Consider the following 16,812-nt stretch of genomic DNA (forward strand, 5'->3'; position numbering starts at 1 on the left):
ATGGAAGTATTAGAAGTTCCTTTAGGGGTAATAGGCCCATTTCAAATTATACTTATACTTATCGTTATATTGTTTTTAGTTTTATTGCCAATAATAACAATTATTGATATTGTGAAGCATAATTTTAAAAATAATGATAAGTTAATTTGGGTTTTAGTAACATTATTGTTGCCCTTTTTAGGCCCGTTATTATACTTTATAATAGGAAGAAAATCTAGGCTAAAAAACTAGTAAAAATAACCGTAAGGGATAATGAGGTTTTTGTTACCACTTACATTTTAAATTGATTATGACTGAAGGGAATTTTGTTGATTATGTAAAAATGCACGTTACTTCTGGAAACGGAGGTAAAGGTTCTACGCACTTACATCGCGAAAAGTATATTGCAAAAGGTGGACCAGATGGAGGAGATGGTGGTCGTGGAGGACACGTTATTATTAGAGGAAACTCTAACCTTTGGACATTATTACACTTAAAATTTAAACGTCACATTCGTGCTGGTCATGGTGCTCATGGAAGTAGTGGGCGTAGTACAGGTGCAGATGGAGAAGATGTATACATAGAAGTGCCTTTAGGAACGGTTGTTAGAGATACAGAAACAAATAATGTACTTTTCGAGATAACAAACAATGACGAAGAAGTTATTATTGCAGAAGGAGGAAAAGGAGGGCGAGGAAATTGGCACTTTAAAAGCTCTACAAACCAAACACCACGTTACGCACAACCTGGTATTCCTTTAGAAGAAAAAGATATTACTTTAGAGCTTAAGGTTCTTGCCGATGTTGGTTTAGTAGGATTCCCAAATGCGGGGAAGTCTACATTATTATCTGTAGTAAGCTCAGCAAAACCTAAAATTGCAGATTATGAGTTTACCACTTTAAAACCTAATTTAGGGATTGTAAAATACCGTGATTACCAAACCTTCGTCATGGCCGATATTCCTGGTATTATTGAAGGTGCGGCAGAAGGTAAAGGTCTTGGACATTATTTTTTAAGACATATAGAACGTAACTCTATTTTATTGTTTATGATTCCTGCAGACGCAAAGGACATTAAAGAACAATACGATATTTTATTAGATGAATTACGTCGCTACAACCCAGAAATGTTAGATAAGGAGCGTATTATAGCTATATCTAAATGCGACATGTTGGACGACGAATTAAAAGCAGAGCTAAAAGTAGAGATGGATAACGAATTGCCAATTCCGTATTTCTTTATATCGTCTGTAGCACAACAAGGTATTACAGAGCTTAAAGATGCGCTATGGAAGTTGTTAAATGATTAAGGCATTCCTGCGAAGGCAGGAATCTTCTTGAATGATGAGTTACGATTAACGATTTTTTGATAGAGTTTACTTACTCTAGAGAGACTCAAGCTTTAAATAATTGGAGTCCTGCCTGAGCAGGAATTTGGTTAAAACTCTAAGTCCTGTTTAAATTTTTGAGATTGACGTCTAGAAACTTCAACATCTATAGCATTTATTAAAGTCATTTTTAATTTACCATTAAACCATGGGGTAACATTTTTAATGGCTTTTAAATTAATTATCTGCTGTCTGTTTACTCTAAAAAAATCGTACTCTGGTAATTTAGTTTCTATTTGATTAAGTGACTTATATATAAGTGGTTTTTTGTCTTTAAAATAGACTCTTGTATAATTTCCTACAATTTCAAAAAGGACAATGTCTTTTAAAAAAACCATCCAGCAATGTTCTCCTTCTTTTATGAAAATTTGAGAATCGATAGTTAATTTTTTACTTTTATCTGTACTGTTTTTTTCATCTAAAGTTGGTAGTAATTTTGTTATAGTTTTAGCAAAACGTTCTTTATTTATTGGTTTTAATAAATAGTCGAATGCATTATACTCAAAAGACTTAATAGCATAGTCGTCATAAGCCGTAGTAAATATAACTATTGGTATCTCATCTAGTAATTCTAATAACTGAAATCCATCTTTTTCGGGCATGTTAATGTCTAGAAATAATAGTGCAGGATTAGTTTTGGATATTAGTTTATAGGCATCATCTACATTTTCGGCTTCTCCAATAATTTCAATTTCTGGATGGTTCTTTACCAATTCCTTTAATTCTTGCCTTGCTAGACGAGAGTCTTCAACAATTACAGCGTTAATTTTTTGCATTACAGTGGTAGTTTTATGGTTGCTATAACGGTATTGTTTTCTGCTTTTAAATTAAAAGAGGCATTTGCTTTATAAAGTAAAGCGAGTCTCTTTTTTATATTTTGTATACCTACATGTGTAGAAGTGTTATTTTCTGTTAGTGTGCCAGAATTACTAACAACTATTATAAGTTGTTTTTGTCTTTCAGAAATTGATAAATTAATGCTTCCGCCTTGTCTTAAACTAGAAATACCATGTTTAATAGCATTTTCAATAAGCATTTGTATAATCATAGGTGGGATTTCTACATGTAATAATGTATCGCCTACCTTAGCGCTATACTGCAAACGGTCCTCAAATTGAATTTTAGATAATTCAATATAATTATCTACCATTTCTAATTCTTCTTTTAGTGCTATAGTATCTACTTTGTTTTTGGTTAGAGAGTAACGTAGCATTTCAGACAAACGCGTTATCATATCTCTAGATTTTTCTACATCTTCTAGCATTAACCCACGAATGTTATTTAAACTGTTAAACATAAAATGCGGGTTGATTTGGCCTTTCAGCGTATTTAATTCAGAATCTTTTAAAGCGGTTTCTAATTGTAAGTTTTTAATTTGATTACTTCTATATTGTCGGGTTAACTTTATTGAAAGATAAAGTACTAACCAGAAAAACATAAATATAAAAGCATTAATTATAGAGCTAAGAACTAATAGAGAAGATACCGTAATATTAGTTTTATTTAACAAGTTTCCAAGAGGAATAGCTAAAAACATTGAACTCGAGAAAAGTAACGATGCGCCTATGTAACCTATTACAATATGTTTCCACTCTTTTGTATTAAACGTATTAAAGGTTATGTTATGTTTTAGGTAGCTCCTTAATAAGGAAGATGTTATAATCCCAGATATAATAAGTAGCAAAGTTTCTGCTGTAACATAAATGTTATTTAATTTAGGGCTACTATATTTTGCAGATGCATTAATAGCTATAGGAGTGCCCCAACCTAAAAGTTGTAAAACCCAAAATAGAATGGTATTAGAGATTTTCATATAAATTTTAAAGTTACAGTTTTTCTGTTTTTAAACTGTTTAGAATATTATAGATTTTCTCGAAATCTTCAGTACCTACAAAAAAGGTTTTAGTCTTAGATTTTATTTTAATAGCATGTCCAATTTTTACATTATATAACCAGCCATGTGGTGTTAACCTAATACCTATACCGTATAAAGCTGGTACTTTAATTTTTTCTATCGAAGCATAATTTATATCCTTAATATTCAATTCTTTTTTTATAATACCTATTCCAAGCTTGGCTGTAATAGTGTTTTTGGTAATTATAATGGTTAGTTTATAAAATGATAGTAAGGCAAACAAAAATATAAGAGAAATAAAGCAAAGAACTGGCCAAGGTATAGGGTTTGTTCCTGCTTGAAAAACAAAGGCAGTAATTGTAGAAAGTAATACAATACTTAAAATAACAATAAGTAATTTACCATATTGGGTATGTTTATAAAGTATCATAGTTTTAAAGGATAAGGCTGTATTAGAATTTTTGATTGGTTATTTAAATCTTTTTTTTAGTTGAGTTTCTGTATTGTAAAGTAATATAATTAAACATAATGTAGTAAGAATAATAGCGCTATAAATGCCTGTAGATTTTTCTACAGGTATTAGTATAGATAAAAGCCCTATTGCTATTAAAAATAAACCACAAAACAAAAGTTGTTTAGAGGAGTATTTTTGAGCAAAATCCCAACGTTCTTGGCTTTTCATTGACGCTTTTGTTCTATAACCATAAATATAATTTATTTTTTTTGGAGGAAATTTCATGGTTATTAAGGCCGCAATAACAAATGGCAAACCCGTAATAATTGTTATAAATAAAAAGGTATTATCTGTCCAGTTCATAATTATAAGTTTAAAAGCGTTTATTAATCCAATCTGTTATTAACTTTAAAGAAGCGGGTGCATGTGTTTCTTCAATAGTTCCGTATTCTTGTATGCTACCAGTATTCGCCGTTTGCATTAAGTGATTTAAACCCGCTATTTCTTTTATAGTATAATCTTTATTACCAGCAGCTTCTAGCCCTTTTCTAATGCCTTCTAAATTAAGTTTAGGTAGCACTTGAATATCTTTACTGCCATTTATAGCTAAAACTGGGCAAGTTGTTTTAGATAAAAAATCGTGAGGTTCGCTTCTAATGAAATACATTAACCATTTAGAGTTTAATATGCTTAATTGTTGGTTAATCATTTGTGGTGTTATCATAGGCGCTAACATCGATTCAGGGTTATTAGCTTTATAATCGTTAAGCCCTTTGGTTATAACGTCTGTAATTTTAGCATTGTCTTTATATGTTAAGATGGCTTCATATATAATAGATGTAAGCTTTTCGTTTTCATCTAATTGAGCTTTAGGTATACCTTGTAATTCGGCTGCTTTTCTAGATTGCGTTTCTAAAACGGTAGCACCATTAACACCAGTTCCTGCAATTAATACAGCAAAAGCAACATCTTTAGTGTTAGATGCAACCATTGGAGCAATAAGGCCGCCTTCGCTATGACCAATTAATCCTATTTTTGAAGGATCTATATCGTCTCTAGTTTTTAAATAAGCAATAGCAGCTTCAACATCTGTTGCAAAATCGGCAGAAGTGGCCGTGCCATGATTGCCTTCACTTTCAGCAGTTCCTCTGTCATCATAACGTAACACAGCAATGCCATGCCTTGTTAAATAATCTGAAAGAACTAAAAAAGGTCTGTGGTTAAAAACTTTTAAATTAGCATCTCTGTCTTGTGCGCCAGATCCAGAAATTAAAATAGCTACAGTTGGCTTTTTCTTATTATTGGGTAGCGTTAAAGTTCCTGCCAATTTTATATTATTAGCTTTTGAATTTGTAAAATAAACAGTTTCAGATTTATAACTCAATGGTAGTTTAGGATCTTGAGGTCTTGGTGTATTTTGAGCAATAGCCGAAACTATAAAAATAAGAGAAGGAATAATAATTTTGAAAATAAAACGGATCATAACTGCTTGCTTTTTGATTGTTATACAAAAGTAGCCTACTAAAAGGTTAAAAAAGTTAAAATTATGATGAACGGTTTCCAGACTACATTAAATGGTATAATTTTCGTTATTTTTATATAAAAAGAAAATACTATGAAATATATAAAGGCCTTTATTTTAGTTTTATGTATAGTGTCTTGCGCACCTATTTATGTTAATTACGATTATGAAAAGCGTACAGATTTTTCGGCATATAGAACATATAATTTTTACGATGATATGAAAACTGGGCTAACTGGGTTAGATGAAAAACGATTGCTGTCTATTTTGGAAACAAAATTAAATAGTATGGGGTTTTCTAAATCTGAAACACCAGATTTTCTAATTGATATAGCAAGTCATGAGTTTGAAAATAATCAAAATAGCACAGTTGGAGTAGGTCTAGGTGGAGGAAGTAGAGGTGTAGGTGGTGGTGTATCTATAGGTATCCCTGTTGGGCAAGCTAAAGTAAACAGAGAAATTATTATAGAATTTGTAGACGATTCTAAAACAGGGTTATTTTGGCAAGCTAAAAGCGAAAGTGCATATAACCCAAAAGCAAAACCGCAACAACGAGAAGCTAAATTAAAAGCTATAGTAGATAAAATAATGACACAATACCCACCTAAAGGTTAAGTAACGCTTTTAATAAATATACTTATTTAAGTTATTTTTTTAGCAATAGAAGTTGTTAGTGAAAGTAAAAAGAGGCTAATTTATAGCCTCTTTTTTATAATATAAAGCTTAATTAAGCAATCCTTTATACTTATCCCTATATCCATAAAGTACAACTATATTTAATACTAATAAAATAACAGCACCAGCACTATTTGCAGGATCTAAAGTAAGGTGGAATAATAAGGCATTTACAGATACACTCATTAAAATTAAAGCTAATAAAGCACCAAACTTATTAAAAATAAGGGCTAAACCAGCAACAATTTCTACTATAGCTACAAGCATTAATGTTTTGGATTTCATTAAGGCTCCAAAATAGGCGCCAGCATCTCCGGTAGGAGCATCCATAGGGATAAAGCTGTAAAACTTATTAATACCGAATACTAAAACAAAGACTCCAAGTAATATTCTTAGAACCATAAAAACTTTTGAATTCATATTTATTTAATTTTGGTTAGTTATTAAATGTATGAATTTTTTTTGTGTATAATGTTATTTTTCAGTGTATTAATAGTGTTTTGGTTTTTCGATCTGTGTGGGTAATAATATGACAATTATTCATAATTCTGACAAAATTACATTTAGTAAAGGGAAGAGATTGCATAAAAATAACCTTTAACTATTTTGGTATTTTATTTGCATAATTAATACCGAAGTCTAGAAAGATTTCAATTTTGAAATAATGTTTAATTTAAAAATTTTGTAATTATGAGCAATTTAGTAAATGTTCCTAAAAACGGAAGTTTGTCAAACACTAATTCAAATGCAAACTTTCCAATATTGTCTAATTGGTTTGATGATCTTTTTAATAGAGATTTACCATCTGTATTTACCTCAAATTTTAATACAGGAATAACTTTACCTAAGGTAAATATTAAAGAAACTGCCGATGCTTTTATGGTAGAAATGGCTGTTCCAGGTTTAAAAAAGTCAGATTTTCATATCGATCTTGATAATCAAGTATTATCTATTTCTACAGAGACAAAAGAAGAAAAAGAGCATAAAGAAGAAAATTATACGCGTAGAGAGTTTGGTTACTCTTCGTTTAAAAGAACTTTTAATTTACCAGAAACGGTCAATGATGAAAAGATTAATGCAAGCTATAAAGATGGTATTTTAAACATTCTTTTACCTAAAAAAGAAGAAGCTAAACAAAAACCATCTAGAACAATTAAAATTTCGTAATCGTACCCTTAAAATTTAGAGCAAATTTTAAGAAGAGGCTGTTTTTTCAGCCTCTTCTTAATAATACCTATGTTATTAAGTATTCAAAGATGTCTAACTTAAATTTTAAAACAATGAAACAGTATATTTTAATAGCTGTATTAGCTTTTGTTTGTATTAGTTGTAGTGGGCAAAAAAACAATACAGAAGAAGTAGAGATAAATACTGACGAAAAAAATATAGTAAAAGAGCCAAAAGGGACATGGAAAGTAGATAAAGAGTTTGATGAAAATGGTAATTTAATACGATACGATAGTATTTATTCTTGGTCATCTAATTCCGAGCTCGATAATTTATCTTCTTTAGATAAAGATAGCTTAATGCAATCTTTTAAATCTAGATTCTATACTAATTTCTCAAAGTTTGAAAATGAAGGATTCGAGGCTGTTTTTTCTCAAGATTCGCTTTTTAGTAAGCATTTTTTTAATGATGATTTTTTTGACAGTAGCTTTGGAAAGGATTTTATGGATATAGATAAAGTGAGGGAACAAATGATAGCAAGACAAAAACAATTTTTAAAAAAATACCAGTCGCAAATTATAAAACCTGAAGCAGAGGATTAAATTAAGATGACGTTTTTAAATTTAAAAAATCGGTTTGTGTAAAGACACAAAACCGATTTTTTATTAATAATATCCTTTTTAATTACAGGAAGGCATTGTTATTTATTTTATTGTAGTTAGCCAACAGTTATTAGGCTATTCTATAGTTACTCTAACCCCTTCACTATGGCTTGTAAATTCTGGTGCGTACATACTTTGTATAGTAGTGATACCATTACTCATATTACCTGCATTGTTTACACGTAAATCGTATTCAAATACATAAACGCCTTTTGGGAGGTAATCGAAAAAGAAGTTTGTAGACGCATCTTTTGTGCTCTCATAATAGCCCAAGCCATCTTGGTATTTATAACTAGATAATACATTTATAGGTTCCATACCAGCAGCACGCATATCTTTCATGTGTACAAACTCCATAGCACGGTCGCTTCTTAACTCTATACGAACCCTTACTAAGTCTCCTACTTTTAAAGGCGTGTCTTTGTTAATTTCTGTGATGATTTCACCTGTATCACCATTTGTTTTCTTAAAGAGTTTTTTCTTTAATTTAAGAGGTGTTTCTGCTGAGGTGATTTTATCTAAATCCTCAAAGTATTGCCAGTACACACTTCCCCATGCAATCCCTTTTCCTTTTTTTGTTAATGTAACTTCTGCTTGTTCTGGTTTAATTTCCAAACCATTCCATGCCGTTTTATAGTAGCCAGTTCCAGCTTCTACTTTTACATTTTCTAATTTGCTCGGTGCTATAGGTTGCCCTCCAATAATAACTTCTACCATCTCTGTAACACTTAGCCAATCGCTACCTTGTAATAATAGCGCATAAACAGCATCGGTAGTTGCTTTTGTGGTTTTCCATTGGTTGGTTTGCTTATTTTTTAATAACCAAACCTTTAAATTGTCTATAGTTTCTGTATCATTTTCAATTTCAGAAAAGGCTTCAATTAGCAAGGCTTGTGTTTCTATTGGTGCTTGATACCAATACCAAGAACTGGTGTTTGTTTTCCAATACATCCCTAACTCCTCTGAGGTAATACTGTTTTCTTTTAACGATTTTAATATTTTATTTGCAGTCGTTGTTTCATCTGCTCGGTGCATAATTAAAGCCATCATTCCTTTAGAGTATAAAGAACGAGATAACCAGTATTTTTTTATTTGCGAATGATAATAAGTAATAATTTTATCTACCTCATTAGACGTTTTTATATCATTAAAAAAGCTACGCATGTACAAATAATGTAATTGAGTATAACTTAAGTGGTCTAAACTTAAATCTACATTTTTATTGTATTTTCTAATGTCTTTATATTCTTGTACAAACTCGGCATCTAAGTAACGTAATGCTTTTTCTATCATGCTAGCGGTGTCCTCTTTACTAGCTTTTACATTAAGTTGTTTTAAATGGCCAAATCCTGTAATAATATGTTGTGTTATAAAACGATTCTCTCTATTATTAGCAAACCAAGACCATGCTCCAGACCCCATTTGGTTAGCTTCCAGTTTACGTTTGGCTCTTGCTAATTCGCTATTCATTTTGTTTAAATCGAATAATAAGGCAATGCGCTTTTTCTGTTCTGTTTCGCTTTGTGCATCTCGTAACCAAGGTGTTTCTTGTATTAATAATGATTTTAATTCTTGGTTTTTTTCTAAGTTACTTAATAGAGCGTCTGTATTTTTCCATTGGTTAAATACGTCTTGAATGCGCGGATTAGAATTTGCAATATGGCTTGCTAATGCATTAGCATAATAGCGGGAAAATGTTTGCTCATTACATTCGTATGGGTATTCCATTAAGTATGGTAGTGCTTGTACAGCGTACCATGCCGGGTTACTAGTTATTTCTAAAGTTAATTTATGGTTTTTAAGTGTTGTTGAGGTATTTGTTTTTAATTTATCTAATGTAAATGTTTTAGTCTCGTTACTTTTTATCCACATTGGTAAGGTTTCTGTAACCAACATTCTATTCGTTAATACTGGTAATGCATTTTGCTCTCCATCGCTATAATCTCCAGATTTAGCAATTATTTTATATTGCACAGCTTGTATACTTGTTGGTACATTTAAGCTCCATGTTACTTGAGTATTCCCTTTAGCACCTACAGTAAACTCTTTTCTGTTGTTTGCATTATTAAAATTGGTATCTATAGCTTTACCTGAAAGCGCATCAAACAGTTGTAAAATGGCCTGTCCGGATAATTGCTTTTTAGTAAGATTGGCAATTTTAGTGCTTATTTTAATATTATCGCCTTCTCGTAAAAAACGGGGGGCATTTGGTAATACCATTAATTCTTTTTGGGTTACCGTTTCTAAGGTTTTAGTAGCACTTTCTAAGGTTTTAGTATGCGCTAATAATTGCAGTTTCCATTTGGTTAATGCTTCAGGTGTTGTAAAGTTAAAACTTACATTACCGTCTTTGTCCGTTTGTAATTGTGGAAAGAAAAATGCTGTTTCTTGAAGGTTTTTTCTGATGCTTACTTCGTTAAAAGATTCTTGATTGTCTCTTTTATGATCGTTAAATGTTTTTTTAGAATATTTATTTCCTCTATAGTAATTAAAATCATTAAATTCATCATCATTTAATACAGTTGCACTTTCTTCTGCTGCTTCCATTTCAATTTGCATACCTGAAACTCTAGCTCTTAAAGGTGCTGCAGCACTTTTAACTTGCATACTTCTCTGTACACTTTCATCAGCCATAACAATAACTTCTTCTAATATAGCATTATCTTCTATTAGCGTGACGGTATAATAATTATCTTTTGTGACTGGGACATTTAGTGTTTTATAGCCAATAAACGAAAACTGTAATGTTTTTCCATTTTTTACTTCTAATTTAAACTTACCATCAAAATCTGTAAGCGTACCAGTAGATGTTCCTTTTAATACGATGTTTGCTGATGGTATAGGCACTTTATCATTATCTAAAACAACGCCTTCTATATACCCTTTTTTAATTCCAGATTTATGTGTGCTGGTATACGATGAAGGTGTTTTTGTTTGTATAGATCTTAAATAACGTTGTCTTTGGTAGTGAAAGTTTCCAAAATTAAATCCAAACCAATGCCAGCTATCGTATTGTTGCGTAGATGGGTAGTTTTGTGCATAAGTTTTACGAATGGTTCTAAAGTTTTGGGTATTATAACTTAACCTAGAATTTTTAACAAAAAGCGGACGATACGTATTACGAACAATTGGGTTAAAATTATAATTATGTGCTTTAAATTCATCTAAAGACGCATCGTACATGCTTGCTAGTAATTCTGCCGAAACTTGTTCGCCTTTAGGGCCTTTTATTTTAAAAGACGAAGTTTCGTCTGTACCAGGTTGTAACTTATCTCTAAACGTTTTAGTTTCAATAGTTAAATCTGTTTTTGGGTAAGGGACATTTATTAGGGCGACTCCATTTTGAAAACTATTAAAAGCAGAAAAGCTATATGCAACAGCAAAACCTCCTAAATCGTCTTTAGTTACGGGAACTGTTATTGTTTTTTTATTGTTGTTTAAAGTTATAGTGTGTGTATTAATAAGTTTTCTATCTTTTTCTACAGTAAGTGTTACGGTAATATTTTCTGCAGCAGATGCTACAGTTATAATTGCATTATCTCCAGCTTTATATTCTTTTTTATCTGTAGTAATACTAAATAGTTGTTTGTCTGCGAGTGCTTTATCTTGATTACTGTATAAAATGGTTTTAGTCTGGTCTTTAACCAATTGTCCAAATTTGTCTTTAGTTTCTAATTCAATAATATATTCGCCAGATTCCCAACGTTTCATATTACCTAAAGCTATTGTTTTAGATTTTCTGGTATTAAATGTATCGTCTAAAACTAGTTTGCCTTTTTTCCAGTTATTACTATTGTCTTCATCATTATAAGCATCATGAGGAAACAGTGTTTTAAATTCTGTTTTAGTATAATTGTAATAATCTGGCGCAGTCCATGGTCTAGGTCTTAATACATAATCTGGTGCTAATAGTTTATATATTTTAATAGCGCCTTTTGCTGCAACAAATTCTCCATTTAAGTTTTTAGTGTCTATACTAAGGGTTTGCTTTTTGTTTGTTTTGTCTAGTTTTGGGTCTACCGTTACTGTTGCTGTTAATGCATGGTAACCAACTTTTACTATAGTTGTAGTGCTTCTAGTTTCTCCATTAACATCTGTAACATCGGCAGTAACTTCATAATTAAAAATTGGTAAACTACTTTTATCTACACTTTCATCCGGAATAGCTTTAAATGTAATTTGGTAGTGTCCTTTAGCATCCGTTATTGTTTCTCCTTTTGTAATTTCTTGTGCCTCGCTACTGTACGCATGCCTGTTATACCAATAGTACCAACGCGGGTATTGTACATTACGTTTTACACGATAGACTACTTTGGCGTCTGTAATATTACTTCCTGCAAAAGCTAAGGCTTCTCCTTTTACTGTTACACTATCGTTTATTTTTATAGTTTCGGTAATGGGGTTAAACTTAGTTTCAAACTTTGGGCGTTTATACTCTTCAACACTAATAGAATGGTAGGCACTAATGTTATCACCATTTAATCTAATACTAAAATTACCTGTTAAACCATCGTTTGGTAAAATAAACGTTTCAGAAACCGAACCAAATTCGTTCGTTACTAAGTCCAGTGTTTTTATCTTTTCACCATTAACATTACTTAGGGTTATTGCTACCTTTTCGTTAGCTAAAACTGTAGATTTTTCATCTTCAGTTTTCATAATAATACCTTTAAAATATATGGTTTGCCCGGGTCTGTAAATACTTCTGTCTGTAAAAATAAAACCACTATTGTATGGTTTGTTGGTGTCGTTATTATATCTATAACCTCTATAAATATTATAATTTCCAAAATAACCTACATCGTTTTTATGTACCGCTTTTAGCTTTAAATTGGTTCTTCTTTTTTTAGAATATTTTATTTTAATATGTCCTAAAGCATCAGTTGTAACATGCTCTGTTATTTCCTTTTTACCATAATTATGATACGTTAATTCTATTGCCGTATTAACTAAAGGCGCTCCAGTATTTCTATGTATAAATTGAAAGTATTTATAGTTATCATCTTGATACTCTACTGTAGCAATATTAGTAACTTGTATAATGGCAGTAGATAAAAAGTTTGTTTCTAGTTCTAATGTTTTTGCTGTAATTAAATAACGACCATTATCTAATTTAGGAACACTAACTTCTATAGTGTGTTTTTGGTAGTCTCCTTCGTTTATTAAATTCGCATTCCAGTTTGTGGTAGCATTTAATTTTTTTATAAATTTTTGTTTTTCGTCTTCACGATAAATTGTTTTAAAAGTTTCGTATTGTTTTTCAGATATTTTATAAGCTTGAAATAAAAGGTGGTCTAAGTTACTATACTTTAATAGTAAACGCGCATTGGTTTGTATTGGTAAAAAACCTTCTGTAGTAATTTCTAAGCTAGGATTTAAAATACGTGATTTTAAAACAGTACATTTTTCTGCTCCTTTACTCTTAGGAAAAGTATTAATAGCTGTATTGCATAGCGCTAATGCCTCTTTTAGTTTAAATCTGTTTTCTGGTGCTGTTTTTGGGTTAAAGGTTTGCCCTTGTTGGTAATACTTATTGGCAATTTCAAAATTGTACAAAGCAGATACTTCATGCGAGCTGTGTTTAGCTTTTTCTGTATGTAGTGCTTCTAAAAACAACTTATCTTTATTGTTAAATATTGCATGTTGTAATACATACTTTAAACGTTTAATATTAACATCTGCAAGTGCATAAGGCGTTTTATCTTTTATATGAAAGGCCATTAACTCTTGATATATTTTAAGTGCATTAAGCTCTTGAGAAGTCGTGTCTTTAGAGTTTATGTTTAGTTTAGAAAAACGTTCTGCTTCTACTAAAAAATGCGGATTATCTATTTCAAATTTATAAGCTGGCTTAGTTATTTGATGTTCTGAAGTGCTGTAGAAGGATAAAGCATTATGGCTTAAAAAATCGAACAAAGTAGGTCTGTAAGTTTTAGAGCCTTCTTGCGTTATAAGTAATTCATCGAATACCTCTAATTTGGTTTGCTGTAGTATTAAACCGTTTTGTAAAGAGTTTGTAAAATGTAAATGAATTTCATTAAATAAAGTCTGTAAATCCCAGGTTCTAAAATCTACGGTATCTACTTTAGTTTCAGTTTTGGTTCGGTTATAAAACTTATAGCGATTTTGCTGATAATATTGCCAATATAAATTGGCTAATATATTTTCTAAAACATTTTTAACTGGTATTTCACTTGTATTAATTTCTGCTTTAAGGTCTGTTATAACTTTAAGTTGAGCATTTTCTTCTAAAATTAAAATAAACTTACTTTTATAGAGTAATGTTTTTATGCGTTGCGAATGGTTATTATCTGCTTTTGCTTTTATAGCAATAGCATCTACTTTTTCTAAAGCAGATTTTGGTAACCCTTCTAACTCAAGTTTTTCTACAGCCTTCCATAACTTATCGTAGTTGTTATTTTGAGAAAGAGAAGTATTAGCAAAAAGAATAATCATTAATAATGTTATATATTGTTTCATTTATATATGGTTTTACCTGTAAACGTTTTTTACTTATTATAATACGAAAGGAATTTAATTCGGTTTCGTCCAATTGTAATGCAATGTATGTTTAAAAGCTACTTTAAAAAACACTAAATATGTAAAAGCTACGTTTCAATGAGTAAACAAAAGTATTTTTAAAGTTAGCAAAAACTTTTTTAAATAAATCAAAAACAATACCAAGAGAATATTATTTTTGTTTTAACTATTTTACTCTATGCGTTTACTGCTTTGTATATTCTTATTTCCATTACTGTGTTTTAGTCAAACAATTGATGAGGCAGAGTCCTATATTTCTCAAAAAAACTTTATAAAAGCAGAAACACTTTTAGCGCCTTTTGTATACAATAATCCAAAAAACTTAGAGGCTATAGAGTTATTAGGTGATGCTTACGGACACCAAAAAAAATGGGAAGCAGCTGCAAACGAATATAAAAAGTTAGTAAAAGCTAAACCTAATACAGCAAATTACCATTATAAATATGGCGGTGCTTTAGGCATGAAAGCATTATCTATAAGTAAAATTAGAGCTTTAGGTATTATTGGCGATGTTAAGTCGTCTTTTATTAAAGCGGCAGAATTAGACCCTAAACATATAGATACACGTTGGGCTTTAGTAGAATTATACATGCAGTTACCGGGTATTATTGGCGGTAGTAAAAAGAAATCGTTTAAATACGCTAACGAGTTAGAAGCACTTTCTAAAGTAGATGGCTACTTAGCCAAAGGCTATATTTATGAGTATGATGATGAGCCTGAATTAGCCGAAAAATATTATAAAATGGCCATTAATGTTGGAGGTTCTATAACGTGCTACGATAAGTTAACAAAGTTATATGAAGCCGAAAAAGAACCTGAAAAGGCTATAAAAACTATTGAAGCTGCACATAAAAAGCATCAACGAAATGCGATGCATTACCAAATTGGTAAAGTTTGTGCAGAATATAATTTGCATTTAAATAAAGGCGAACATTGCTTAAAGATTTATTTAAAACATTACAGCGCAAAAGATGGTGTGCCTAAATCTTGGGCATACTACAGACTAGCACAAATTTATAAACATAAAAAGGACAAAACAGAAGCCTTAAAATGGATTGATAAAGCCATTGCTGAGAAAGATTTAAAGCCATTTCGTGAAGAAAAAGAAGCTATAAAAAGTCTATAAAAGCACTATTATTTTCTAAAAAAAATATAGAGGAGTTCGCTCTAAAAAAGTATCTTTGAAACATCTTCAAAACAAAACCATGAACGTACATTTTATAGCTATTGGCGGAAGCGCAATGCACAATTTGGCTTTAGCATTACACAATAAAGGATATCAAGTAACAGGAAGTGATGATACTATTTTTGAGCCTTCAAAATCCAGATTAGAAGCTAAAGGACTATTGCCAGACACATTTGGTTGGTTTCCAGAAAAAATAACAACAACGTTAGATGCTGTTGTTTTGGGTATGCATGCAAAAGAAGATAACCCAGAGTTATTAAAAGCACAGAAATTAGGCCTTAAAATATATAGTTATCCAGAGTTTTTATACGAGCAATCTAAGCATAAAACCAGAGTTGTTATAGGAGGAAGTCATGGTAAAACAACTATAACGTCCATGATTTTGCATGTTATGCATTATCATGATCGAGATGTAGACTATATGGTTGGTGCACAATTAGAAGGTTTTGATGTTATGGTAAAACTTACAGAAGATAATGACTTTATTGTTTTAGAAGGAGATGAGTACTTAAGCTCACCAATAGATAGGCGCCCTAAGTTTCATTTATACAAACCTAATATTGCGTTATTAAGCGGAATTGCTTGGGATCATATAAACGTGTTTCCTACCTACGAGAATTATGTAGAGCAGTTTAGCATTTTTGTAGATAGTATTGTTAATGGCGGAAGTATTAATTATAATGAAGAAGATGCAGAAGTAAAACGTGTGGTGGAAGCTAGTGAAAACCCTATTCGTAAAATAGCATACCAAACTCCAGAATATACTGTAGAGGGCGGCGAAACATTATTAGAAACTCCAGAAGGCGCTTTACCAATAGAAGTGTTTGGTAAACATAACCTTAATAATCTGGCAGGCGCAAAGTGGATATGCCAGCACATGGGAATTGATGAAGACGATTTTTATGAAGCTATAGCTACTTTTAAAGGCGCTAGTAAGCGTTTAGAAAAAATTGCAGAAAATGCTACAAGTGTTGCCTATAAAGACTTTGCACATTCGCCAAGTAAAGTAAAAGCAACAACAAACGCGGTCAAGGAACAATATAGTAATAGAACTTTAGTGGCTTGCCTAGAGCTACATACATACAGTAGTTTAAATGCTGAATTTTTAAAAGAATACAAAGGCGCTTTGGATGCTGCCGATGTTGCTGTTGTTTTTTATTCTCCCCATGCTGTAGAAATTAAAAAATTAGAAAAAGTAACACAAGAGCAAATTGCAACTGCATTTAAACGCGAGGATTTAATTATTTATACCAATCCAGAAGAATTTAAAGCGTTTTTATTCTCTCAGAACTTTGAGAATACCTCATTATTATTAATGAGTTCAGGTAATTATGGCGGTTTAGATTTCGAGGCTGTAAAGCGTTTAATAAAATAACAATAGCATA

14 protein-coding genes are annotated in these 16,812 nt (G+C 31.1%); 7 read left to right on the forward strand and 7 right to left on the reverse strand.

What is annotated here, in order from left to right:
- Positions 1-231, forward strand: coding sequence for a PLDc N-terminal domain-containing protein (locus tag ACVC2P_RS04735; RefSeq protein ID WP_452597335.1), 231 nt, complete (start codon positions 1-3; stop codon positions 229-231).
- 58 nt (positions 232-289) lie between these two features.
- Positions 290-1,288, forward strand: a complete 999-nt coding sequence (obgE, locus tag ACVC2P_RS04740; RefSeq protein WP_452597336.1) for a GTPase ObgE — start codon at positions 290-292, stop codon at positions 1,286-1,288.
- 128 nt (positions 1,289-1,416) lie between these two features.
- Here obgE and ACVC2P_RS04745 read toward each other — a convergent pair whose 3' ends face one another.
- From ACVC2P_RS04745 to ACVC2P_RS04765, 5 genes are read right to left on the reverse strand one after another with little or no spacing between them, the layout of a single operon-like run.
- A complete protein-coding gene (locus ACVC2P_RS04745) occupies positions 1,417-2,142 on the reverse strand; it encodes a LytR/AlgR family response regulator transcription factor (protein WP_452597337.1) in 726 nt (241 codons plus the stop codon).
- On the reverse strand, positions 2,142-3,179 hold the full coding sequence (locus ACVC2P_RS04750) for a sensor histidine kinase (protein WP_452597338.1): 1,038 nt from the start codon (positions 3,177-3,179) through the stop codon (positions 2,142-2,144). The genes ACVC2P_RS04745 and ACVC2P_RS04750 overlap by 1 nt, the downstream gene beginning before the upstream one ends.
- A gap of 13 nt (positions 3,180-3,192) precedes the next feature.
- The gene (locus tag ACVC2P_RS04755; RefSeq protein ID WP_452597339.1) at positions 3,193-3,651 is read right to left on the reverse strand and encodes a hypothetical protein; all 459 of its coding nucleotides are present in this window, start codon (positions 3,649-3,651) and stop codon (positions 3,193-3,195) included.
- Between the two features lie 39 nt (positions 3,652-3,690).
- Complete coding sequence (locus ACVC2P_RS04760) at positions 3,691-4,038, reverse strand: SdpI family protein (RefSeq protein ID WP_452597340.1); 348 nt, start codon at positions 4,036-4,038, stop codon at positions 3,691-3,693.
- 10 nt (positions 4,039-4,048) lie between these two features.
- Entirely contained in the window at positions 4,049-5,158 is a 1,110-nt protein-coding gene (locus ACVC2P_RS04765) for an alpha/beta hydrolase family protein (RefSeq protein ID WP_452597341.1), read from the reverse strand.
- A 132-nt stretch (positions 5,159-5,290) separates the two neighbouring features.
- Here ACVC2P_RS04765 and ACVC2P_RS04770 point away from each other — a divergent pair, with 132 nt between their 5' ends.
- Positions 5,291-5,812 carry a DUF4136 domain-containing protein gene (locus ACVC2P_RS04770; protein WP_452597342.1) on the forward strand — a complete coding sequence of 174 codons (522 nt, stop codon included), beginning with the start codon at positions 5,291-5,293 and terminating at the stop codon, positions 5,810-5,812.
- Positions 5,813-5,920: 108 nt separating this feature from the next.
- On the opposite strand, the gene ACVC2P_RS04775 is transcribed toward ACVC2P_RS04770, so the two are convergent.
- Complete coding sequence (locus tag ACVC2P_RS04775; protein WP_452597343.1) at positions 5,921-6,292, reverse strand: DoxX family membrane protein; 372 nt, start codon at positions 6,290-6,292, stop codon at positions 5,921-5,923.
- 270 nt (positions 6,293-6,562) lie between these two features.
- On the opposite strand from ACVC2P_RS04775, the gene ACVC2P_RS04780 reads away from it, so the two are divergent.
- Positions 6,563-7,039 carry an Hsp20/alpha crystallin family protein gene (locus tag ACVC2P_RS04780; protein WP_452597344.1) on the forward strand — a complete coding sequence of 159 codons (477 nt, stop codon included), beginning with the start codon at positions 6,563-6,565 and terminating at the stop codon, positions 7,037-7,039.
- Positions 7,040-7,152: 113 nt separating this feature from the next.
- Positions 7,153-7,641: a hypothetical protein gene (locus ACVC2P_RS04785; RefSeq protein WP_452597345.1), complete on the forward strand. Its 489-nt coding sequence runs from the start codon at positions 7,153-7,155 to the stop codon at positions 7,639-7,641.
- A 135-nt stretch (positions 7,642-7,776) separates the two neighbouring features.
- Here the strand turns inward: ACVC2P_RS04785 and ACVC2P_RS04790 are convergent, their stop codons facing one another.
- Entirely contained in the window at positions 7,777-14,181 is a 6,405-nt protein-coding gene (locus ACVC2P_RS04790; protein ID WP_452597346.1) for an alpha-2-macroglobulin family protein, read from the reverse strand.
- A gap of 238 nt (positions 14,182-14,419) precedes the next feature.
- On the opposite strand from ACVC2P_RS04790, the gene ACVC2P_RS04795 reads away from it, so the two are divergent.
- Together ACVC2P_RS04795 and ACVC2P_RS04800 are read left to right on the forward strand one after the other, a co-directional pair.
- On the forward strand, positions 14,420-15,367 hold the full coding sequence (locus tag ACVC2P_RS04795; protein ID WP_452597347.1) for a tetratricopeptide repeat protein: 948 nt from the start codon (positions 14,420-14,422) through the stop codon (positions 15,365-15,367).
- A 79-nt stretch (positions 15,368-15,446) separates the two neighbouring features.
- Positions 15,447-16,802, forward strand: a complete 1,356-nt coding sequence (locus ACVC2P_RS04800) for a UDP-N-acetylmuramate--L-alanine ligase (RefSeq protein ID WP_452597348.1) — start codon at positions 15,447-15,449, stop codon at positions 16,800-16,802.
- The last annotated feature ends 10 nt before the right edge of the window (positions 16,803-16,812 follow it).

This window comes from Pontimicrobium sp. MEBiC01747, assembly GCF_053601635.1.